Source organism: Dongia rigui, assembly GCF_034044635.1.
In the GTDB taxonomy this organism is placed as follows: domain Bacteria; phylum Pseudomonadota; class Alphaproteobacteria; order Dongiales; family Dongiaceae; genus Dongia; species Dongia rigui.
Genome location: NZ_JAXCLX010000001.1, coordinates 2,046,379 through 2,068,083 on the forward strand (window position 1 = coordinate 2,046,379; position 21,705 = coordinate 2,068,083).

The 21,705-nt window shown below is 62.2% G+C and carries 23 protein-coding genes, 1 tRNA gene and 1 riboswitch; of the genes, 12 read left to right on the plus strand and 12 right to left on the minus strand.

The window, feature by feature from the left end; genetic code table 11:
• Positions 1-20: 20 nt before the first annotated feature.
• The 4 genes from SMD31_RS09530 to hemE form a co-directional block, all read right to left on the minus strand.
• Complete coding sequence (locus tag SMD31_RS09530) at positions 21-1,010, minus strand: quinone oxidoreductase family protein (protein ID WP_320500583.1); 990 nt, start codon at positions 1,008-1,010, stop codon at positions 21-23.
• A 222-nt stretch (positions 1,011-1,232) separates the two neighbouring features.
• Positions 1,233-1,889 carry a 3,4-dihydroxy-2-butanone-4-phosphate synthase gene (ribB, locus tag SMD31_RS09535; RefSeq protein ID WP_320500584.1) on the minus strand — a complete coding sequence of 219 codons (657 nt, stop codon included), beginning with the start codon at positions 1,887-1,889 and terminating at the stop codon, positions 1,233-1,235.
• Between the two features lie 118 nt (positions 1,890-2,007).
• Positions 2,008-2,172, minus strand: a riboswitch (FMN riboswitch).
• Positions 2,173-2,381: 209 nt separating this feature from the next.
• Positions 2,382-2,888, minus strand: coding sequence for a methylated-DNA--[protein]-cysteine S-methyltransferase (locus SMD31_RS09540; protein WP_320500585.1), 507 nt, complete (start codon positions 2,886-2,888; stop codon positions 2,382-2,384).
• Positions 2,885-3,925 carry a uroporphyrinogen decarboxylase gene (gene hemE, locus SMD31_RS09545; RefSeq protein ID WP_407652126.1) on the minus strand — a complete coding sequence of 347 codons (1,041 nt, stop codon included), beginning with the start codon at positions 3,923-3,925 and terminating at the stop codon, positions 2,885-2,887. Before hemE ends, SMD31_RS09540 begins: the two co-directional genes overlap by 4 nt.
• 551 nt (positions 3,926-4,476) lie before the next feature.
• Here hemE and SMD31_RS09550 point away from each other — a divergent pair.
• The 3 genes from SMD31_RS09550 to SMD31_RS09560 are packed head-to-tail and all read left to right on the plus strand — an operon-like array spanning position 4,477 to position 6,808.
• A complete protein-coding gene (locus SMD31_RS09550) occupies positions 4,477-5,349 on the plus strand; it encodes a pyruvate, water dikinase regulatory protein (RefSeq protein WP_320500587.1) in 873 nt (290 codons plus the stop codon).
• Positions 5,346-5,945 carry a Maf family protein gene (locus tag SMD31_RS09555; protein ID WP_320500588.1) on the plus strand — a complete coding sequence of 200 codons (600 nt, stop codon included), beginning with the start codon at positions 5,346-5,348 and terminating at the stop codon, positions 5,943-5,945. The genes SMD31_RS09550 and SMD31_RS09555 overlap by 4 nt, the downstream gene beginning before the upstream one ends.
• Positions 5,942-6,808, plus strand: coding sequence for a shikimate dehydrogenase (locus tag SMD31_RS09560; RefSeq protein WP_320500589.1), 867 nt, complete (start codon positions 5,942-5,944; stop codon positions 6,806-6,808). Before SMD31_RS09555 ends, SMD31_RS09560 begins: the two co-directional genes overlap by 4 nt.
• Here the strand turns inward: SMD31_RS09560 and SMD31_RS09565 are convergent.
• Positions 6,805-7,395 carry a TetR/AcrR family transcriptional regulator gene (locus SMD31_RS09565; protein ID WP_320500590.1) on the minus strand — a complete coding sequence of 197 codons (591 nt, stop codon included), beginning with the start codon at positions 7,393-7,395 and terminating at the stop codon, positions 6,805-6,807. The two genes, SMD31_RS09560 and SMD31_RS09565, sit on opposite strands and share 4 nt — an antisense overlap.
• Before the next feature lie 132 nt (positions 7,396-7,527).
• On the opposite strand from SMD31_RS09565, the gene SMD31_RS09570 reads away from it, so the two are divergent.
• Positions 7,528-8,259: an oxygen-binding di-iron domain-containing protein gene (locus SMD31_RS09570; protein ID WP_320500591.1), complete on the plus strand. Its 732-nt coding sequence runs from the start codon at positions 7,528-7,530 to the stop codon at positions 8,257-8,259.
• 117 nt (positions 8,260-8,376) lie between these two features.
• On the opposite strand, the gene SMD31_RS09575 is transcribed toward SMD31_RS09570, so the two are convergent.
• Entirely contained in the window at positions 8,377-9,174 is a 798-nt protein-coding gene (locus SMD31_RS09575; RefSeq protein ID WP_320500592.1) for a hypothetical protein, read from the minus strand.
• Positions 9,175-9,513: 339 nt separating this feature from the next.
• On the opposite strand from SMD31_RS09575, the gene lepA reads away from it, so the two are divergent.
• A complete protein-coding gene (lepA, locus tag SMD31_RS09580; protein ID WP_320500593.1) occupies positions 9,514-11,313 on the plus strand; it encodes a translation elongation factor 4 in 1,800 nt (599 codons plus the stop codon).
• A gap of 27 nt (positions 11,314-11,340) precedes the next feature.
• Here the strand turns inward: lepA and SMD31_RS09585 are convergent, their stop codons facing one another.
• Positions 11,341-11,640: a hypothetical protein gene (locus SMD31_RS09585; RefSeq protein ID WP_320500594.1), complete on the minus strand. Its 300-nt coding sequence runs from the start codon at positions 11,638-11,640 to the stop codon at positions 11,341-11,343.
• A 231-nt stretch (positions 11,641-11,871) separates the two neighbouring features.
• Here SMD31_RS09585 and SMD31_RS09590 point away from each other — a divergent pair.
• From SMD31_RS09590 to SMD31_RS09610, 5 genes are all read left to right on the plus strand, one after another.
• A tRNA-Ser gene (locus SMD31_RS09590) sits at positions 11,872-11,961 on the plus strand.
• Positions 11,962-12,202: 241 nt separating this feature from the next.
• Positions 12,203-12,331 carry a hypothetical protein gene (locus SMD31_RS09595; RefSeq protein WP_320500595.1) on the plus strand — a complete coding sequence of 43 codons (129 nt, stop codon included), beginning with the start codon at positions 12,203-12,205 and terminating at the stop codon, positions 12,329-12,331.
• Positions 12,328-12,585 carry a hypothetical protein gene (locus SMD31_RS09600; RefSeq protein WP_320500596.1) on the plus strand — a complete coding sequence of 86 codons (258 nt, stop codon included), beginning with the start codon at positions 12,328-12,330 and terminating at the stop codon, positions 12,583-12,585. The genes SMD31_RS09595 and SMD31_RS09600 overlap by 4 nt, the downstream gene beginning before the upstream one ends.
• Before the next feature lie 161 nt (positions 12,586-12,746).
• A complete protein-coding gene (locus SMD31_RS09605) occupies positions 12,747-13,064 on the plus strand; it encodes a hypothetical protein (protein ID WP_320500597.1) in 318 nt (105 codons plus the stop codon).
• An 88-nt stretch (positions 13,065-13,152) separates the two neighbouring features.
• A complete protein-coding gene (locus SMD31_RS09610; RefSeq protein WP_320500598.1) occupies positions 13,153-13,950 on the plus strand; it encodes a substrate-binding periplasmic protein in 798 nt (265 codons plus the stop codon).
• A gap of 18 nt (positions 13,951-13,968) precedes the next feature.
• On the opposite strand, the gene SMD31_RS09615 is transcribed toward SMD31_RS09610, so the two are convergent.
• The 4 genes from SMD31_RS09615 to SMD31_RS09630 form a co-directional block, all read right to left on the minus strand.
• Positions 13,969-14,727 carry a hypothetical protein gene (locus tag SMD31_RS09615; RefSeq protein ID WP_320500599.1) on the minus strand — a complete coding sequence of 253 codons (759 nt, stop codon included), beginning with the start codon at positions 14,725-14,727 and terminating at the stop codon, positions 13,969-13,971.
• A complete protein-coding gene (locus SMD31_RS09620) occupies positions 14,673-15,521 on the minus strand; it encodes a hypothetical protein (RefSeq protein WP_320500600.1) in 849 nt (282 codons plus the stop codon). The genes SMD31_RS09615 and SMD31_RS09620 overlap by 55 nt, the downstream gene beginning before the upstream one ends.
• 210 nt (positions 15,522-15,731) lie before the next feature.
• The gene (locus SMD31_RS09625; protein WP_320500601.1) at positions 15,732-16,313 is read right to left on the minus strand and encodes a hypothetical protein; all 582 of its coding nucleotides are present in this window, start codon (positions 16,311-16,313) and stop codon (positions 15,732-15,734) included.
• Positions 16,314-16,886 carry a DUF2239 family protein gene (locus SMD31_RS09630; RefSeq protein ID WP_320500602.1) on the minus strand — a complete coding sequence of 191 codons (573 nt, stop codon included), beginning with the start codon at positions 16,884-16,886 and terminating at the stop codon, positions 16,314-16,316.
• Between the two features lie 206 nt (positions 16,887-17,092).
• On the opposite strand from SMD31_RS09630, the gene SMD31_RS09635 reads away from it, so the two are divergent.
• Positions 17,093-17,917 (plus strand): sulfurtransferase/chromate resistance protein, encoded by an 825-nt coding sequence (locus tag SMD31_RS09635; RefSeq protein WP_320500603.1) that lies wholly within the window; start codon positions 17,093-17,095, stop codon positions 17,915-17,917.
• Entirely contained in the window at positions 17,914-19,242 is a 1,329-nt protein-coding gene (chrA, locus tag SMD31_RS09640; protein ID WP_320500604.1) for a chromate efflux transporter, read from the plus strand. Before SMD31_RS09635 ends, chrA begins: the two co-directional genes overlap by 4 nt.
• A 148-nt stretch (positions 19,243-19,390) precedes the next feature.
• Here the strand turns inward: chrA and katG are convergent, their stop codons facing one another.
• A complete protein-coding gene (gene katG, locus SMD31_RS09645; protein ID WP_320500605.1) occupies positions 19,391-21,580 on the minus strand; it encodes a catalase/peroxidase HPI in 2,190 nt (729 codons plus the stop codon).
• Positions 21,581-21,705 lie beyond the last annotated feature (125 nt).

The following is a 21,705-nucleotide window of genomic DNA, read 5'->3' on the forward strand; positions in this document are numbered from 1 at the left end:
TTGTCGCCGTGTCCTGAAGCTTAGGGCAGCAGGATGACCGAGCCGGTGGTCTTGCGTGCCTCAAGATCGCTCTGTGCCTGCGCCGCGTCCTTCAAGGCATAGGTGTGGCCGATATTGATCTTGACCGTCCCCTTCGAGACGACATCGATCAGCGCATTGGCGGAAAGCTCGAGATCGGCGCGGGTCGCGGTATAGGCCATCAGCGTCGGGCGCGTCAGGAACAGCGATCCCTTCTGCGACAGCAGCAAGGGTTCGATCGCAGGGACCGGGCCCGAGGCATTGCCGAAGGTCACCAGATAGCCGCGCGGCCGCAGGCAGTCCATCGATGGGATGCAGGTATCCTTGCCGACGCCGTCATAGACGACATGGACACCCTTGCCATCGGTCAGCTCTTTGACGCGCTTCACCCAATCCTCGGCGCGATAGTCGATCACGTGATCCGCGCCGAGCGATTTTACGATGGCGCATTTCTCCTTGCCGCCAGCGGTCCCGATGACGGTGGCGCCCAGCGCTTTCAGCCATTGCACGGCGATCGACCCAACCCCACCCGCCGCCGCGTGGAACAGCACCAGATCGCCGGGTTTCACCGTATAGGTGCGGCGAATGAGATATTCGACCGTCATGCCCTGCAGCATCATGGCGGCGGCGGTGTTGAAATCGATGCTGTCCGGAATCTTCACCAGCTTATCGGCCGGATAATTGCGCCATTCGGCATAAGAACCCAAAGGGGCCGCGCAATAGGCGACGCGGTCGCCGACCTTCAGGCTGGTCACGCCGGCGCCAAGCGCTTCGACCACGCCAGCGCCTTCGAGGCCGATCCCTGAAGGAAGCGGCACGGGATAGAGCCCGCCGCGGTGATACGTATCAATGAAATTGAGACCGCAGGCCTTGTTGCGCAGCGTCACTTCGCCGGCACCCGGTGCCGCCAGCGGTACCGTCTCCCATTTCAACACCTCCGGCCCGCCGGTCTGATGAAAGCGGATGGCATGGGTCTCGGTGGGAATGGTCATGGCGTGGCTCCAGGAGAAGGGATGAATTGGTCGGAGCATAACGGCCCGACCCTCAATAAGAAAACCCTCTCCCCAACGTGGGAGAGGGTGCGAGGCGAAGCCGAGCGGGTGAGGGGGTGGATCGACCGGATGTGTTGCCGACAGCCCCCTCTCCCCGACCCTCCCCCACCGTCGGTGGGCGGGGGGAGGGAGCTCGAGAGCTGTTTTGCTAGAACGCGGTTGTTACGCCGCTTTGGCCAGCAGGCTCTGGCGATAGGCGACGATGTCTTCGATGGTGAGAACCGGGAAGCCGTTGCGGCGGCCATAGGCCTTCGCCTGGCGGCCGCGCAGCATTTCGCCCTCACGGGTCATCAGTTCGCAGAGCACCGCCGATGAACCGAGGCCCGCCAGCTGGGCGAGATCGACCGAACCCTCGGTATGACCGCGGCGGGTCAGCACACCGCCGGGGCTGGCGCGAAGGGGGAACATGTGGCCGGGGCTGACGATGTCGCTGGCCTTGGCAGTGGGGGCGATGGCCGCGCGCACCGTGGTCAGGCGATCCGCCGCGGAAACACCCGTGGTGACGCCGTGCCGCGCTTCGATCGAGACGGTGAAGGGTGTGCCAAAGCGGCTTTCATTGCGCGTCGCCATCATCGGCAGTTCCAGCCGGTCAACGGTGGCGGCATCGAGACACAGGCAGACGATGCCGCTGCAATCGCGGATCATCCGCGCCATGACGTCATGGGTGAGGTTGCTGGCGGCGGCGATGAGATCCGCCTCGTTCTCGCGGTCGTCATCATCCAGCACGATGACGGGCAGGGCCGATTGCATCGCCTCGATCGCCGCCTGGATGCGGCCTTCGACACGGGACAATTCTGCCTGGGAAATATGTTTGGACATGTGAAACGCTCCTCGCATGGTTTTTGCGACAAACGTTCCAGGGCAAGATGCCTGACGCCGCCACATCCGGTATCCGCCGCGTCTCAAACGGCAGATTCCCGGCGCGTTGGCGCCACGATCTCGTCTTCTTTCATCCGGACTGTGACCGTCGGCTCAGGATTTTGACCTGATCTGCTGACCCGTTTCAAACGGAAACGGCGCTCGCGGGCTCGACTTCTTCCGGGCTATCCCCGTCTAAAGTCCTACCGCCGGTGGGGATTTTCACCCCGCCCTGAAGACGTATTGACGGGCCGAACATGGCAGGGCCGCCCCGTTCCCGTCAAGCAAGGGAAAGTTGAGGCTAGACGACGAAAAGTTATCGCTTCCCCCCTCTCCCCGACCCTCCCCCACGTTGGGGGGAGGGAGTCCGACCGAGTTTGCACAATTGTTTGAGTTCAAGCTGGCTCGAGTTCCCTCTCCCCAACGTGGGAGAGGGTTAGGGAGAGGGGGTGCTTAAAACAGCCGGCCCTGGCCTTTCTCGATATCGAGGAGGAAGCGTTTGGCGGTGAGGCCGAGATCGCTGGAATAGCCGCCGAGCTGCGCGGTGCCGATGACGCGGTGACAGGGAATGATGATGGCGATCGGGTTCTGGCCGCAAGCCGTGCCCACTGCCCGGGCGGCGGTGTATTCCTGCTGGCCCATCAAGGTCGCGAGATCCCCGTAACGCCGGGTCTCACCAAAGGGGATGCGCAACAGCATGTTCCAGATCGTTTCCTGGAATTCGGACCCCGGATATTTCAGCGGCAGGTCGAAATCGGTGAGGCGGCCGTCGATGTAAGCCGCCATCTGCTTGCCCGCTTCCTCGGCCAGAGGTGAGGACACGATCACCTTGGGTTCGATCTTGCGCCAGTGACACTGGATGACGGCCTCTTCATCACAGCGGATTTCGATCCAGCCGATCTTGGCGCGCAAGGTGACACCAACCGGAATGCCGCCACCCGGCTTTTCGGTCTCGCTCACCGATGCCAACCTTGCACGAGCTTCACCAATTCGCCCACATGTTCGGGTGGTGTTTCCGGAACAATCCCGTGGCCCAGATTGAAGATGAAGGGCCCACGACCTAGCGTTTCCAGGATCTTCGTCGCCGCATCACGCATCGCATCGCCACCGGCCACCAGCAATTGCGGATCGAGATTGCCTTGGAGCGCGATGCGCCCTTGCAGCTGGGTAAAGGCCCAGTCGAGCGGCACGCCGGAATCGAGGCTCAAGCCATGCATGAAGCTGGAACGCGCGAAATCGAGATAACCCGCCCCGCAGGCGCGCGGGAAGACAATCACCGGCACTTCGGGATGCGACATGCGTACCCGGTCGACGATGGCCTTCATCGGCGTAAGGCTCCAGCGCAGCAAACCGGCATGGTCGAGCGCACCCGCCCAGCTGTCGAAAATCTGCAGCACTTCGGCACCGGCTTCGACCTGTGCGATCAGATAGCTCGAGGTCGCATCGATCAGCAGATTCATCAGCCGCTGGAAGCTTTCCGGGCGCTGATAGGCCCAGGCCTTGGTCTTGGCGTAATCGCGCGACGACCCACCCTCGATCATATAGCTCGCCACCGTCCAGGGAGCCCCGGCAAAGCCAATCAGCGCCGTTTCAGGGGGGAGCGCTGCCTTGAGGCCGGCAACGGCCGCGTAGACCGGTTTGAGCCGGTTGTGGAACTGGTCCATGCCGAGGCGTGCCATGCCGGCATCGTCGGTGATGGCGTCAAGCAACGGCCCCCGCCCTTCCTCGAAGCGGAGATCCTGGCCCAGCGCATGTGGCACCACCAAGATGTCGGAAAAGAGAATCGCTGCATCGAAACCGAAACGGCGGATCGGCTGCAGCGTCACCTCGACGGCGAATTCCGGATTGTAGCAAAGATCCAGGAACGAGCCTGCCTTGGCCCGCGCCGCGCGATATTCCGGCAGATAACGCCCAGCCTGGCGCATCAGCCAGATCGGCGGTCGCGCAAGGCTCTCGCCCTTCAAGGCCCTTACCAGCAATTTCTGAGGCGTCTGCATGGTCTGCTCAGTCCTGATCGTCATTCGGTCTCAATCTTACCAGGGCTCTTCCTACATCTCTAAAAGATAAGACTCTAGGTGGAAGATGATGATGTGCGGTGGATAACGAGAATCCCCGATCTTGGATTCCTATCCTCAGCGGCGATTTGGAAAAGGCTGCGGCTGGCCTTGGGATAGAGATATCGGACAAGTCTGTGGGCGAACCATCCGGTTGTTGCGACCACGGATTACCGTCATCCCCGGGCGAAGACCCGGGGATCCACGGGTGCAGCTTTCGAGAGTGGATGCCCGGGTCAAGCCCGGGCATGACGAAATTGGAATAGGTGAATCCTGTGGATGACTTGGAACCGGCGCCGTCATCCACCTTATCCCCGGGATTCGACCCCTGCTTCGCCCGCTCTTGTCAGGCGGGAAAAGGGGTGCCATGAAAAGATAACAAAGATGAATGGATCGGGAGATCTCGCTTATCCACAGCATCCAAGGCAGTTATCAACGCCCCTCTTGTGGATAGTCTGATATTCCAGTCCTCTCAACAGGCAGAGGCCTTCGCAATGCCCAATACGCAACCGCCGCGCCAGCTGCATGTTCATCTCGTCTCGGACGCCACCGGCGAGACGCTGAACAGCATCACCCGCGCCTGTCTGGTGCAGTTCGAGCGCGCGCATCCGATCGAACACCATTGGACGCTTATCCGCACGACCGGACAGATGGACAAGGTGCTCTCCGGCATCGAGGCCCATCCCGGCCTGGTGCTGTTCACTGTCGTCAATGACCGGCTGCGCCAGCATCTCTTGAATGGTTGTCGGCAGCTCGGCGTGAAATTCGTTTCGGTGCTGGATCCGATCATCTCAGCCCTCACCGATCATTTCGGCCAGGTCGCGCGCGGTCAATCCGGCCGGCAGCACGCACTGGACGCCGAGTATTTTGACCGCATCGCTGCCATGGATTTTGCCCTCGCCCACGATGATGGCCAATCGGCGCGCAACTACGAGGATGCCGATGTGATCCTTATCGGCGTCAGCCGCTCCTCAAAGACGCCGACCTGCATCTATCTCGCCAATCGCGGTGTAAAGGCCGCCAACATTCCGCTGGTGCCCAATTGTCCGCTGCCGCCGGAATTGTTTCAGGTCAAGAAGCCGCTGGTCATCGGCCTCACCAAGGACGTGAACTCACTGGTGCAGATCCGGCGCAACCGATTGGCCATGATCGCCAAGGATGAGGATTCGGATTATGTCGATCCGCAATCGATCCGCGATGAGGTGGCCCAGGCGCGGAAGCTTTGCACCGAGCACAATTGGCCGATGATTGATGTGACGCGGCGCTCGATCGAGGAAACCGCGGCGACAATCATCCAGATGCTGAGCGAGCATCGCGACGCGCTGCTCGATGCCAAATCCGCTGCCGAAAGCCGCGAGCAGGCATGACGGTCTCGCTGGTATTGGCATCCGGCAGCGCCGCCCGTGCCAAGATGCTGCGCGATGCCGGTGTCACGCTCGAGATCATCAAGCCCGCCGTCGATGAGGACGAGCTGAAAGCCAGCTACCGCGCCGAAGGCGCCGATGTCATCGACACGGCAATCGCCCTGGCCGAGATGAAAGCCCAGGCGGTCAGCCGCAAGCAGGACGGACGCTATGTTCTGGGTGCCGACCAGATGCTGGAATGCGAGGGCGTCTGGTTCGACAAGCCCGCCGATATCGCTGCCGCCCGTGCGCAGTTGAAGGCGCTGCGCGGCAGGAAGCATCATCTGATCAGTGCCGCGGTGCTGGTAAAGGACGGGCAGCGCCTGTGGCATCATGTCGACCGCGCCGAGCTCACCATGCGCGACGTCAGCGATGAATTCCTGGAATGGTATCTGGCGCTGGCGGGCGATGCCGTCACGGCCTCGGTCGGCGCCTATCACCTCGAAGGCCTGGGTGCGCAGCTGATGACACGGGTGCGCGGCGATTTCTTCACCGTGCTGGGCCTGCCGCTGCTCCCCGTCTTGGCGATTTTGCGCAGCCATGGCATGTTGCGCGCATGACAGCCAAACAGACTGAAATGAGTTTCAAGACGCAATCGGGCAAGACCCTCGTGGCCGGTGTCTTCGGCTGGCCGATCAACCATTCGCGCAGCCCGCGCCTTCATGGCTATTGGCTGGCGAAATATGGCATCGACGGCGCTTACCTGCCGTTCTCGACGCGGCCGGAGAATCTGGTTGATGCGATCCGCGCCCTGCCCAAGCTCGGCTTTCGTGGCGGCAACATCACGCTGCCGCATAAGGAACGCGCGCTCGACGCGGTCGATCATTTAAGCGATGTTGCACGCCGCATCGGTGCCATCAACACGCTCATTGTGCAGGATGACGGCAGCATCCATGGCGACAACACCGACGGCTACGGCTTTGTCGAGCATCTCAAAGCCAGTGCGCCGCATTGGCATCCGGGCTACAAGGCGGTGGTTCTCGGCGCTGGCGGTGCCGCGCGTGGCATCATCGTTGCCTTGCAAGATGCCGGTGTCTCGAACATCGTCATCACCAACCGCACGGCGGCCCGCGCCGACAGCCTCGCCAACACGCTTGATGGCGCCGTCGACGTGGTGGGCTGGGACGACCGTGCGGCGGCGCTGAAGGACGCGACCCTGCTGGTCAACACCACGCAACTCGGCCAGGCGGGGCAACCACCTCTCGACATCGATTTGAAGCACCTGCCGCGCGAGGCGGTCGTCGACGACATCGTCTATGTCCCGCTGGAAACCGATCTGCTGAGGGAGGCCAAGGCGCGCGGCAACGCGACGGTCGATGGCATTGGCATGCTCCTCCACCAGGCGCGGCCCGGCTTCAAGTCCTGGTTCGGCAAGGAACCGGAAGTAGACAGCGCGTTACGCGATTTCGTGCTGGCGGGCTAGGCCTTCGCGAAGATTGCCGCGACCATCGCGTCGACGGCAGCTTCTGTTTCGAGACCACTTTCCCGAACCAGCGAACGCCAGCTGTGGAAGCTGAGCGCCAGATGCAGCAAGGGAATCTGCCGCGGTTCCAGCCCCTCGCCCAAAACCTCGATGATGCGCGCCATGCCAGGGCCCCAGCGCAGGGCCGATATGTCGCGCACCAGCTCGTGATATTCGGCATCCCGCAGCACGCAGGCGGTGAGATCCGCATTGCGCCCGTACCAATCGTAAAGCGCCTTCAGCCCTGTCTTCAGGCGCGCCTTCGGCCGCGCCAACTCGCGCCAGGGGCCGGCATCTGGCAGCGGGTCGCGCGCCATGGCCTCGCCCGAACAGGCCATGAGCAGACTGCGCTCATCGGGGAAATGGGCATAGAAGGTGTGTCTCTGCACGCCGGCACGTTCCGCCACCATGCTGATCGTGGTGCGGCCGGGACCGATATCGGTATGGAGCTCGATCGCAGCCTCGACGATGCGCCGCCGGGTTTCGGCGGTCAGTTCGGCGCGGCGCTTCTGCTGATAGGGGCGTTTCTCGGGTTCGCGGCGGGCCATAATTCGATGCACACTTGTGTATTTTGAATATTGACGGCGATCGTCACTTTAGATACACATATGCGTGCAATCAATTTAAATCGCGCCCGCTTGGGATGGGAGCGCGCCCTTTGTTGAGGCAAGGGAAAGACCATGGAAACCCACATTGCCGAGATCGCCGACGGCATCTATCGCCTGTCGACCTATGTGGCGGAGATCGCCCCGCCCGCCGGCTTTACCTTCAACCAGTTCCTGGTGCTGGGAGAGGAGCCGCTGCTGTTTCATACCGGCCCCAGGGGCATGTTCCCCTCGGTCCGTGCCGCCATGGCCCGGGTGATGGACCCGGCAAACTTGCGCTGGATCACCTTCGGTCATGTCGAGGCCGATGAATGCGGCGCCATGAATGAATGGCTGAAGGTGGCGCCCCGGGCGCAGGTCGCCCACGGGCGGACTGGCTGCTTCGTGTCCCTGAACGATCTCGCCGACCGAGCCCCGCGCATGCTGGACGATGGCGAAGTGATCGACCTTGGCAGCAGCAAGCGCATTCGCTATCTCGACACGCCCCATGTGCCGCACGGCTGGGAAGCCGGGCTCTATGTCGAGGAGACAAGCGGCACGCTGCTCTGCGGCGATCTCTTCACCCAGCTCGGCAACGGCCCGGCCCTGGTCAGCAGCGACATCGTCGGCCCGGCGATCGCCGCGGAGGACATGTTCAAGTCGTCCAGCCTCCATCCCAGCATGGGTGCCACGATCCGCCGCCTGGCCGATCTGAAACCCCAGCGCCTCGCCCTCATGCACGGGCCTAGTTTCGAAGGCGATGCATCGGCGGCGCTGCTGGCCCTGGGAGACTACTACGACCGGCAGCATCAGGCTCAGGCTGCCTGACAGCTGTTGCCACTTGGTCCGTAATCCCCGTGAAGGCGGGGATCCACGAGTTTGCTGGCCAGTGAAGAAAGAAACTCGTGGATGGTCGGCCTGCGCCGACCATGACGCGTCATATCGCTATCTGTTCAACCATTCACGCACGGTCTTGGGCCGATAATCTGGCCAGAAGCGTTGCAGAATGCTGGGTCTCAGATACCGACTCTCGAAACTACCTGGCAGCGCTTCTTCGGATATCTTCATTTCGAGGGGAAGTGAGATGGAATGGCTTGCAGCGCGACGCCCGTCCAGCAAGCGCTGATAAAGAACACGCGCGTCTTCTTCGTTCTTTGGATCAAAGCACAGCGGATAGACGAAAATTTCCTCTGCTGGCGCCAGTCTCAAACCGAGATAGACGGTCGGGGCGTATGGCAACCCAAACCATTGACGGCGCCAACTCATGCCCGGGTGGCGTCGGCCGGGCGGTCCATCGCCAGGATCAAACTCCACCTGCATGATCAGTTGAATGGGTATCGACACGTCGTATTCGAGACCGAGGGTGGTAATCCGCAGCGCACTGTTGTCGACCGGCAGAGATACGCCAGCCACCGGCACCCACATCAGCGCAAACCAGTCACGCCTGAACGCGGTCGCTTCGTTGCTCACGACATCGACCGGCCATTGGGGCTCCTTGAGCGCGGATATGAAGCGCTCATTACGTTGTCGAAGCTGTCGGCGCTCGACAAACGAGTGGATGATGCCGCAGACGAGTGAGGCACAGGAAAGCGACACCACCATGATCATGGTGTCGCCAAGCCATTGCTGATTTTGTAAGGCATCGCTGACGGCCAAGAAAATGATGATGCCGAGAATCCAGCCGCCGAGATGATAGAGCCAACCGTTAATTTTACGCCCGAAGCTCAAAAGAGCCTGCCCCACGACCTCGTCCTTATCTGCTATCTCGCCACATCCTTAAATAGTAGGCTGGTGGCTTCTGACAAGCCATCCGTGGCCAGTTGCTGTCCGGAGTAGGCATACCACGACCCCCTTATCCATCATCGCCTCGAAGGCGGCGATCCACGAGTTTGCTGGCCATTGAACAAAGAAACTCGTGAATGGTCGGCCTTCGCCGACCATGACCATAGAACGTAGGTGCAACGTTCAGAGAGCATGGTCAAGTATATAACCAATTGAATAAAAACCATTTTTCGCCGGTTGATAAAGCCTGTCCACACCCCTATCTTGCGCCGCGACAGAACTCCCCGAAAACGTGGCCCAATGACCGATCTCGCGCATATCCGCAATTTCTCCATCGTTGCCCATATCGATCACGGCAAGTCGACCCTCGCGGACCGACTAATCCAGGCCTGCGGCGGCCTGACCGATCGCGAGATGACCGAGCAGGTCCTCGACAATATGGACATCGAGAAGGAGCGCGGCATCACCATCAAGGCGCAGACCGTGCGCCTGATGTACAAGGCCGACAATGGCGAGACCTATCAGCTCAACCTGATGGACACGCCGGGCCATGTCGACTTCGCCTACGAAGTCTCGCGCTGCCTCGCCGCCTGCGAAGGTTCGCTGTTGGTGGTCGATGCATCCCAAGGCGTCGAAGCGCAGACGCTGGCCAATGTCTACCAGGCGATCGACCATCACCACGAGATCGTGCCGGTCCTCAACAAGGTCGATCTTCCCGCCGCCGAACCCGCCCGCATCCGCCAGCAGATCGAGGACGTGATCGGCATCGACGCCTCGGAGGCGGTCGAGATCTCCGCCAAGACCGGTCTCAACATCAAAGGTGTCCTCGAGGCCATCGTCACCAAATTGCCGGCGCCCAAGGGCGACCGCAACGCGCCTTTGAAGGCGATGCTGATCGACAGCTGGTACGACCCCTATCTCGGCGTCGTCATTCTGCTGCGCGTCATCGATGGCGTGGTCAAGGTGAAGACCCTGGCCCGCATGATGGCGGCCGATGCCGTCTACGAAATCGATCGCGTCGGTTGCTTCACGCCGAAGCAGACGCTGACCGGCGAATTGGGCCCCGGCGAAGTGGGCTTCATCACCGCCGGCATCAAGGCCGTGGCCGACTGCCGCATCGGTGACACGATCACCGACGACAAGAAGCCCTGCGCCGAAGCCTTGACCGGTTTCAAGCCTTCCGTGCCGGTGGTGTTCTGCGGCCTCTTCCCCATCGACGCCGCCGATTTCGAAACCCTGCGCGACAGCATGGGGCGCCTGCGCCTCAATGACGCGAGTTTCCAGTATGAAATGGAAACCTCGGCGGCGCTGGGCTTCGGTTTCCGTTGCGGCTTTCTCGGCCTACTGCATCTCGAAATCATTCAGGAGCGCCTGGAGCGTGAGTTCAATCTCGATCTCATCACCACGGCGCCCAGCGTCGTCTACAAGATCCACATGCAGAATGGCGATCTCATCGAACTCCACAACCCGGCCGATTTCCCGGATGTGGTGAAGATCGAGAAGATCGAAGAGCCGTGGATCAAGGCGACCATCATGGTCCCCGACGAATATCTCGGCGCCATTCTCAAGCTGTGCCAGGAACGGCGCGGTCTGCAGGTAGATCTCACCTATGCCGGCAGCCGTGCGATGGTGGTTTATCGCCTGCCGCTGAACGAAGTCGTATTCGATTTCTACGATCGCCTGAAATCGATCAGCCGCGGGTATGCGAGCTTCGACTATCACCTCGACGGGTATGAAGAGAGCGACCTGGTGAAGCTCAACATCCTGGTCAACAACGACCCCGTGGATGCGCTCTCCTGCATCGTGCACAAATCCCAAGCCGAAAGCCGCGGCCGCGTGCTGTGCGAGAAATTGAAAGACCTCATCCCAAGGCAGCTCTTCAAGATCGCCATCCAGGCGGCGATCGGTGCCAAGGTCATCGCCCGCGAAACCGTCTCGGCCCTCAGGAAGGACGTCACCGCCAAATGCTATGGCGGCGATATCAGCCGCAAAAGGAAGCTCCTCGACAAGCAAAAAGAGGGCAAGAAGAAGATGCGCCAATACGGCAACGTCGAAATCCCGCAGAGCGCCTTCATCGCCGCCCTCAAGATCCACGAGTAAGTCGGGGAATAGAGCAGCGGCGCCGCTTCAGGGCTGCGTATCGTCCTTGCGGCCTGAAAAGAGCAGCGCGCCGCCGCCGATCAGCATCAGCGCCCAGAGCGGCAGCATCAGGATCGGCATCAGCACCCGCTGCCACAGGAACACCGAAATATTGGTCTCGATGAAGCTGCGCAGACCCCGGAGACCCGCCGGCCAGATCATCGACCACAGATAACCCGTGGCCATCCCGCTCCAGCTGCTGGAGAGCAGGTTTTCAATGACATCGAGCACCAGCAGCAGGGTGCCGGAGGCAATCAGGGTCAAGGCAGCAAGGCGGAACGCATTCATACCGACGATATTGCCTGACAGCGCGCGGCGGGTCGAGTGTCGGCTGTGGGAAATCTCTGCTCAGTTTGCCAATTTATAATAGGAATCAAAGGCCTGCGCTCTGATGCGATGGCCTATTGCCAGACGAATGTTCGCCCGCTAGGTTCCCGCCCGCGCCCGCCACAGCGCGCGTCGGACACCTCTGTGCTAAGCTTGGCCTGCGCCACGCCTAGCCTGTGCGACGTCTGGCATGGAGAGATGGCCGAGTGGCTTAAGGCACACGCTTGGAAAGCGTGCATAGGGTAAAACCTATCGTGGGTTCGAATCCCACTCTCTCCGCCACGCTCCTACCCCGATTTGGCCATATCTGCGCTTTGCGCGACTGCCGGTCGATGGTCGCTTTCCCGTCGAGACGCGTCTGCCCGTTGCGTACGGGGAATCGATACCTTGCGTTCCGGCGATATAAGGCGCCTAGTCGAGCTTGATCTGGTTGGACAGATCGCTGGCTGTTGCAAATCAGATGGCATGCACGTCATGCGCCTGCAGAAGCGACGGGCAATTCCAACTGGTTCCCAAGGAACCGATGACTGACCTTAAAACGTTGCTGTGCGTCTACGGCATGGTTGCCGCGGTGATGCTCAGTGTCTTCTGCGGCATCGTTCTTATGAAAAACATCTACAACACCGGCATCGTGACGGTGGCAAAGACATGACAAGCCGCATTACCACGCGTGTCGTGACTTTCGTGCATCCCTTCACGCTGGGGGCGCCGGACGATGCCCATCCGGCCGGCAGCTATTCGGTCGAAACCGAAGAAGAACTGCTTGAGGGCCTTTCTTTCCCCGCCTACCGACGCACACGTGTGTCGATGCAGCGGGTCGATGCCGAGCGGCCGCGTGGCCTGCTGCAGATCGAAACGATCGATCCGGAGCAACTGGATCGCGCCATTTTCAAAGACAAGTCCTGATCGCGTGACACGCGTGGCCTCTGGCGTCGATCCCGCTTTCGCCGTGGAAAGAAGAAAGTCATGAAATACTTCACGCCACCTTTGGTGGTCCCCGTTGCGCTGCTGCTGGTCGTACTTGTCATCGGCTACTACCGCTCCATGGGTTGATCGGGCCTCCACCCATGCCGCCCGATTCAGTCGATCTCGACGGCCACCGCAGTGGCACAGAACAGCAGGCGACGGACCAGCGCCGGCAGCTGGAAGCCGTGCGCCAGGACCAAGGCCGGTTGGAGGAGCGTCAAGCCACCTTCGATGCGTTCATGTCGGCTGGGCCGGCGCGAAACTGGCCAGAAGCAGCCGCGCGGGCCCAATATGTCATCCAGTTACTGATGGACAGCTATGGCGTCCGCGACCCACGGCAGCGTGAACTGGTGGCACGCGTCTTCAGCGATTTCGCTACTTTGACGGGTGATACGCCAAAGGGGCCCGAGGCGCAGTAAGGCATTCGCTGCCCCCGATCATAGGATAGATCGACCGCCCCCTGCTAACGGATTGCCGAGCCGATATCGACCCGCTTAAAATTGCGGCATGGCGAAGGCCCCGGCCAAATTGCGACGACGACATTTCCTGCTGGGCGCTGCGGCTGCCGGCATCGGCTGCACTGAAGGTGCTGCGCGGGCCGACGAGAAGCTGCTGCGCATCGCCTATCCCGATAAATCGCCGCCCAATTCCTGGGAAGATCAGGATCGCCGCATGCGCGGCGTCATGGTCGACCTGGTGGCGGAGGTTGCACGCATGACCGGCTATCGCTTCCGCCCGCTACCGCGCCCATTGCCGCGGGTCCAGCTGGAAGTGGAAAGTGGCGAAGCCGATGGCATGTGCCTGGTCGTCACCCCGACGCGGCAGAAATTTGCGACTGCCGCTGGCGCACCACTCACCACCGGGCCCGTCACCCTCTTCGTCCGGCGCGACAACCCAGCCCTTGAGCGCCTGCAGGCCGTGCGCTCGCTCGACGATCTCGCCCGCGCCGACGTGACAGTTGTCGGCATCACTGGCAATGGCTGGGTGAAGAAGAATATCGAGGAGCGCGGCATCCGCACTGAACATGCCAGCGGCACGATCGGCACCGTCCGGATGCTGATCGGCAAGCGCGGCGACGTCATCGTCGACATGTCGTCGCAGATCAACTGGATCCTGAAAGAGATGCCGGGCGGTGGCGACATCGTCGAATTGCCAGCGGTGATGGAGCAGGTCGACTGGCACTTGCAGATCAGCAAGAGATCGCCGGTCATCGGCGACCTGCCGCGCCTCACCCATGCGATCAAGAAATTGAAAGCCTCACCGCTCTACCAGACGATACTGAAGAAATATGGGATGAAGGTCTGAACGCTTTCGCGTTCCCCGTTACGGTGTCGTCGACGGCAGATCATTCTGCGCGATGGCTTGCGCCATTGTCAGCCGTTCTGCGTCAGCCGTTGCAGTGCTGGTGCTGCGGCATATATCGACAACTGTGTGCGAGCCATCCTTGTTTGCCGTCAAGGCGTCGAGGCAGACCATCGTCAGCCCCGCTTCAGCCACATCAAACGTTACAGCCGGCACATCGCCGATCAAGCCGGGCAAATCCGACTTGAGTCCGCCGGAGAGGGTTCTAAAATTCTCGATATGGTCGAAGGATTTTTCGTCAAGCCGCTGTGCATCACGCGCGGTGCCACCATAGAAGCGAAACAACAAGACCCAGATCTGCTGCGGACCGCTGGCAGCTGGATTGACTCGATCGCGTGCCGCCAGTGAGTAGGCTTCGTAATACCCTTGGCCGCCTGGATGAAACGCGCGGCTGCATTTCGGCGCGTCCTTGAAGTCCTGTAGCTCCAGCGCCAATGCCGAACCGGGCTTGACGAAACCGTCACACGCGATGGTGCCGGACTTCTTGCCAGTCGTTCCCGGTGTCGCCACTTGCGTGCAGGCGGAGATAAGAGCGACGGCGCCGATGGCCGCAAGCAGGTGGCGAGAAGGCATGATTTGCTCAAGATAAGTTATCGGGCAGACACACTGCCATTGGTCGCATGCGAGGTCCCGATCAAAAGCACAAGACCACCTTTCGATGCGCGCTACTTCTTCACCTTGCTCATCATCTTCTGCAGGAAGGTTGGGTGCTTGCCCCATTCGACGCGATCCGGAATGGGTTCGCGCGTGGCGCGGTCGACCAGCTTCTCGCGCATGTTGCGGATCATGCGGCCGACATCATCGGCCTCGACGTTTTCAGCCAAGGTCTCTGTAGTCTGGGTGAGACCGAGATCTTTTTCCGTGATTTCCATTTCACTTGCCGCCTGAACGATGCGTTCCGAGATTTGTTGCGGTGAGACATCGGCGCCATGCAGCACGGCATATTGGCCGATGTCGGGTTTGGTGACGATGCCGGTGTCGGTTGCCTCGACCAGCACTTCGCCGATGCGTTTGTCGAGGGCATCGCGGCGCTCCTGGGTCATCTTGCCAAAGCTCCGCTCCGATACCGCCTTCGACTGGAACAAGGTCATGCCCAGCTTGCCGCTACCTTGCTTGGCAGCGTTGCGGGCGAGCTGGCCGAATTCGGCGCCGCTTGCCACCGGGTCGGTGTCGACGATGCTGGCAAGCGGGGCATAGCCCCTGGAATTGCTGGCCGAGAGCATCAGCCACCAGGTCTTGGCGCGAATCCCGTTGCGGGCGTCGAGCTCGAAAATCTTTTCACCGATGATGGGTGTGTGGATGCGCGCCGTCGCTGTCGTGGTGCCGGTCTGCAGCAACAGCTTGGCCATGAAGCGCAGGAAGAGCAGGCGGTCCTCCTGGGCGACGAAATTGACCAGGTGATCATCGACCAGGCCGCGCAACGGCTTGCCCAGATGCTTGCCGAAATTGCCGCGCGCCTCGTGGATCCGGGTTGCCTGATCGATCAGAAAAGACATGTCCCAGCTATCGGACATCACGCCCCCGGCTTGATGGTTGATTTGGCCCGCCCCCAATTCCCACTTTGCCGCGAGATGGTTAAGCAATGGTGAAAGAGCGCTGGCCTCCTGCACCTGCGATATCGCTAAAAAGCCACATAAACCTGCGTGAAATAGCGCGTTTGACAGGGCGTGCCATTGCATTGCGGCAGCAAGCCCTTCGCAACGATCTGGCGGAATTCGGCAAGGTCAATTGAAAGCCTGGACCGTGCCGTCGCAATCAACGACCAGGCGGCAGGGCGCTAGCGACGCCACATCGAGGGTGTTGCCGATCTCTGGCGCGTCCAGACCGGTCGCAACCAGATAGACATAGGCTTCGTCCGCAGCGACCGCCATCGCCTGTGCCACGGCATCCTGCAGCCGCGATCGGAGCTTGCGCGACAGATGCATCGACGTTGCATCGAGATGCAGGGTCTTTACCTCGCAGGCGATGACGACGGCGCCGCGCCGGGCCAAGAGATCCGGTCCGGGTGCCGCCATCGATGAGGCCGCGAAGGCAACATCATCGCAGCCTTGAGACCGCAGATAGAGGAATCCGCGCGCTTCGTTGAAGCGATCCTCCGCCTGGCGCCAGCTGGCCCAAGGATCGCGATGATCGATCTGGCGCAAGGTGCTGGTCTTCAGTGCCAGCCAGGCATCATCCGGCAAGGCTGAGAGCAAATCGTTCCAACCCTGCAATACCGCGCCCGGCAGTCCGTCGAGATGACGCTGCCACATCCGGCGCTTGTTCGCGCCGTCGATGCCGGTGATGAAATCCACGAGGCGCTGCATTTACAGGTCCGCGGTTGGTTCATAGGCGAGTTTCAGCGCATGGTCGCGGATGTCGGCCGGCCAGTTCGCGACCTGCGCCTCGACGGCCTTGCGATCGCCGGCATAGAGCGCGCGGATGGCCGCTTCGAAGCCGGGCAAATCGCCCGCCATCGCCGACATGAAGTGATAGGCGGCATCTTGCGCGCGGCGCTGGGCGCGCTTGGCATCGGCCCAGCCGTCTTCGCGCTTGCGCGCCTCGTCGATGAGTTTGCGCAGGGCGACCGAGGCGCCGCCCTGTTGCGCGCCGAGCCAATCCCAGTGGCGCGGCAGCAGCGTGATCTCGCGCGCCACCACGCCAAGTTTGGGCCGGCCGCGCCCACGTGTTTCCTGGGGCGCCACGGTGGCGGCATAGCGCGTGGCGACTTCCGTCTCGCTGCCGCGGGTATCTAGGTCGATCGCTTTGCCGGTCGCGTCGGCATAGATCAGGATCGGCGCAACACCACCTGCGGCGCGTTTGACGGCCAGGGCGATCTCGGCAAGGGGGCCGGCGGCCAAGCGGCGCTGGCCTTCGAAAGCGGTATAGGTCTCGGTCATCGGTCGGGTCCTTCATCGGTCATGCCTATTATTACCCGGGTAATTATATGTTCGTCAATATCGTCCGGATAAAATTATTTTGTCTTGTAACTTGACAGGGTTAGCTTAGGCCCGGATGATTTCCCCAAGGGGTTGACCGCGATCGCCCCGTGAGGCCTTGGCTGGAGTATCGCGTCCGCATCTCCCAAAACGGAGTGGACGTCGCCATGCCCAATCTCGACAGTATTACCCCGCAGCAGCTTTCCCGCCTCATTGGCCTCCCCGATTGCCCAACCATCATCGATGTCCGTGACGATGATGATTACGCGGCCGATCCACGATCCATCCCCACGGCCAAGCGCCGCGACTATCGCAAGGTCGCCGATTGGGCGGCGGCATTCGCGGGGCGACAGGTTGTCGTCACCTGCCAGCGCGGCTTGAAGCTCAGCCAAGGGGTGGCCGCCTGGCTGCGCCATGAAGGCATCGCTGCCGAAAGCCTGGAAGGTGGCCACGAAGCGTGGGCCGCGCAGAATGGTCCGCTCGTGCGCGAGGGCGCTTTGCCCAGGCGTGACGACAAGGGCCGCACGCTGTGGGTGACGCGCGCGCGGCCCAAGATCGACCGCATCGCCTGCCCCTGGCTGATCCGCCGCTTCGTCGATCCCGATGCCGTGTTCCTGTTCGTGGCACAGGCCGAGGTGACCAATGTCGCCGAGCGTTTCGGTGCCACACCCTTCGATATCGACGGTGCCTTCTGGAGCCATCGCGGCGAGAGCTGCACCTTTGATACGATGCTGCAGGAGTTTGGCCTGCAATCGGAGGCACTCGCACGCCTCGCCGTCATCGTGCGCGGTGCGGATACGGACCGGCTCGACATCGCACCACAGGCCGCCGGACTGCTCGCCGCTTCGCTCGGCTTCTCGCGCATGTACAAGGATGACCTGGCGCAGTTGGAGGCGAGCCTGCCGCTCTATGACGCATTCTATCGCTGGTGCCGCGATGCCGTGGGCGAGGCACATAACTGGTCCGGCCACCAGGCGCGGAGCAGCACATGAACATGCCGGATGTGAAGCTGCCCAGCCTGGGCGAAGCGTTCCGGGTGTGGCTCAAGATCGGCCTCCTTTCCTTCGGCGGCCCGGCCGGTCAGATCGCCCTCATGCACCGCGTCGTCGTCGACGAACTGAAATGGGTGGGCGAGCGGCGCTTTCTGCACGCGCTCAATTTCTGCACGCTGCTGCCGGGACCCGAGGCGCAGCAGCTCGCGACCTATCTCGGCTGGCTGATGCATGGCGTAAAGGGCGGCCTCATGGCCGGGCTGCTCTTCATCCTGCCGGGTGCCGTCGTGATGCTGGCGCTGTCGCTCTCCTTCGTGCTGCTGGGCCATCTGCCGTTGATGGTCGGGCTGTTCTTCGGCTTGAAATGCGCCGTGCTGGTGCTGGTGGTCGAAGCCTTGCTGCGCATCGGCCGGCGTGCCTTGAAAGGCAAGGCCGCCTATGGGATGGCGGTGGCGGCCTTTGTCGGCCTCTTCCTGCTGAAGATTCCGTTCCCGGCCATCGTCATCGGTGCCGGGCTCATCGGGCTGCTGGCGCCACGTGCCTTCACCCATCGCTGGCACGAAGCGGAAGATGCCGGGTCAACCGCCCTCATAGACGCGCTGCTGCTGCGCCAGCCACAACGCGCATCGATGCTGGCCGTGGGTGCGCGCCGTGCGGGCGTCGCGGCGTTGGCTTTGTGGCTCATCCCGGCGGCGCTCCTCGCTTTCGTCATCGGCGGTACCTATGGCGACATCGCCCTCTTCTTTTCCAAGATGGCGGTGGTGACGATGGGCGGTGCCTATGCGGTGCTCGCCTATGTGGCGCAGGATGCGGTCAGCGCCTATCACTGGCTGACGGGGCCCGAGATGCTGACCGGCCTCGGCCTTGCCGAAACCACGCCGGGGCCGCTCATCCTGGTGCTGCAATTCGTCGGCTTCCTGGCAGGCTATCGCGAAGACGGCGTGCCGGGGGCCATGGCCGGCGCGCTCATCACGCTGTGGGTCACGTTCGCACCCTGCTTTGCCTTCGTCTTCTTGGGCGCCCCCTGGATCGAGCGGATGCAGGGCAGCCGCCTGCTCGCCGGCGGTCTGGCCGCCGTAACCGCGGCCGTCGTCGGCGTCATCGCCAACCTTGCGCTCTGGTTCGCACTTCACGTGCTGTTCCGCATCCAGACATCGCTTGCCTGGGGACCGCTACAGCTCGACCTGCCGCTGCCCGCCAGCATCGACATTGCCGCCGTCGGATTGGCGCTGCTCGCAGCTCTGGCACTGTTCAGGTTTCGCCTCGGCGTCTTCGGGACTTTGGCAGTGACGTCTGTGTGCGGACTTGTTCTTTCATTGATCTGAGCAAAGGCCCCTCACCCCAACCCCTCTCCCCGGAGGGGCGAGGGGCCTTGAAGCGAACTCGGTCGAAACTCCCTCGCCCCGCGTTAGCGGGGAGAGGGGCGGTCGGCGAATGCCGACATGCGTCGGCAGCGGTGAGGGGTGGAACGATTCAGTTGAGATCGAAGCGATCCAGATTCGTGACCTTGGTCCAGGCCGCGACGAAATCGGTCACGAACTTCCTTTCCGCATCGCTGGCGCCATAGACTTCGGCGAGCGCCCGCAGCACGGAATGGGAGCCAAAGACCAGGTCGACGCGGGTCCCCGTCCACTTGACCTCGCCGGTCTTGCGGTCGCGACCTTCGAACAGGTCCTTGGCCTCGCTCGTCGCCTTCCACTCCGTGCCCATGTCGAGCAAATTGACGAAGAAGTCGTTGCTCAAGGTACCCGGACGCTGGGTGAAGACGCCATGGGCCGTGCCACCGGTATTGGTGCCCAGCACCCGCAGGCCGCCCACCAGCACCGTCATTTCCGGTGCCGTCAGCGTCAGCAGGTTGGCCCGGTCGACCAGCACATGCTCGGCCGGGAAAGGCAGCTTGCCCTTCTGGAAGTTGCGGAAGCCGTCGGCCACCGGTTCCAGCACCGCAAAGGCCTCGACATCCGTCTGTTCCTGGCTGGCATCGGTACGGCCCGGGGCAAAGGGCACCGTCACGGTGTGGCCGGCCTTCTTCGCCGCCGCCTCGACCGCCGCATTGCCGGCGATGATGATGAGGTCGGCCAGCGAGACCTTCTTGCCGTCGCCGGCAGTCTTATTGAATTCGCTCTGGATGCCTTCCAGAACCTTCAACACCTTGGCGAGCTGCGCCGGCTGATTGGCTTCCCAATCCTTCTGTGGACTGAGGCGAATGCGGGCGCCATTGGCGCCGCCGCGCTTGTCGGAACCACGGAAGCTTGCGGCCGAGGCCCAGGCGGTCGCGACCAGTTCCGCAACGGTGAGGCCCGAGGCCAGCACCTTGGCCTTCAGCGTGGCGATGTCGCCCTCATCGACCAGCTTGTGATCCACCGCCGGTACCGGGTCCTGCCAGATAAGCTCTTCCGCCGGCACCTCATTGCCGAGATAGCGGGCGCGCGGGCCCATGTCGCGATGGGTCAGCTTGAACCAGGCGCGGGCGAAAGCATCGGCAAAAGCGTCCGGATCTTCATAGAACTTGCGCGAGATCTTCTCATAGGCCGGGTCGGCGCGCAGCGCGATGTCGGTGGTGAGCATCGCCGGCGCGCGGCGCTTCGATTTGTCGAAGGGGTCCGGCACGGAACCGGCACCGGCCCCGTTCTTGGGCTGCCATTGATGGGCACCGGCCGGGCTCTTGGTCAGTTCCCATTCATAGCCGAACAGGTTCCAGAAGAAGTTGTTGCTCCATTTGGTCGGCGTCGAGGTCCAGATGACTTCGAGTCCGCTGCCGATCGCATCGGCGCCATGGCCGCTGCCATAGGTGCTGCGCCAGCCCAGGCCCTGTTCCTCGAGATCGGCACCCTCCGGCTCGACCCCCACATGATTGGTCGGCCCAGCGCCATGGGTCTTGCCGAAGGTGTGGCCGCCGGCGATGAGCGCCACGGTCTCCTCGTCATCCATCGCCATGCGCTTGAAGGTCTCGCGGATATCGCGGGCGGCCGCCAGCGGATCCGGATTGCCGTCCGGGCCCTCCGGATTCACATAGATGAGGCCCATCTGCACGGCGCCGAGATTGCCTTCCAGCTGCCGATCGCCGGTATAGCGCTTGTCGCCGCCGAGCCAGGCGGTTTCCGAGCCCCAATAGACCGTCTCCGGCTCCCACACATCGGCACGGCCACCTGCAAAACCGAAGGTCTTGAAGCCCATCGATTCCAAAGCGACGTTGCCGGTGAGGATGATGAGATCGGCCCAGGAGATCTTCCGGCCGTATTTCTGCTTGATCGGCCAGATGAGGCGGCGCGCCTTGTCGAGGCCGACATTGTCGGGCCAGCTGTTCAAGGGTGCAAATCGCTGCTGGCCGCCGCCGGCACCGCCGCGGCCGTCGCCGATGCGATAGGTGCCGGCGCTGTGCCAGGCCATGCGGACAAAGAACGGGCCGTAATGGCCGAAATCCGCCGGCCACCAATCCTGCGACTGCGTCATCAGCGCCGCGAGATCCTTCTTCACCGCGGCAAGGTCGAGCGATTTGAATTCCTTGGCGTAGTCGAAATCCGCCCCCATCGGATCGGAGCGGGGCGAATGCTGGTTGAGGATTTCGAGCCGCAGCTGATTGGGCCACCAGTCGCGGTTCGACGTGCCACCGGTTGCGGCGGGGTGGAAGGGGCATTTGGCTTCGGCTTTGACGTCATTCATGGCTGGGACTCCCTCGCGTCTTTCTGGTCTTGGTCCATTGTTCCGAACGAATGTGACGGTCCCCATCATCGCGCGGCGACCCTTGGCGGAGAAATCGATAGTCCTGCGCCCGGTGATGGAGAAAA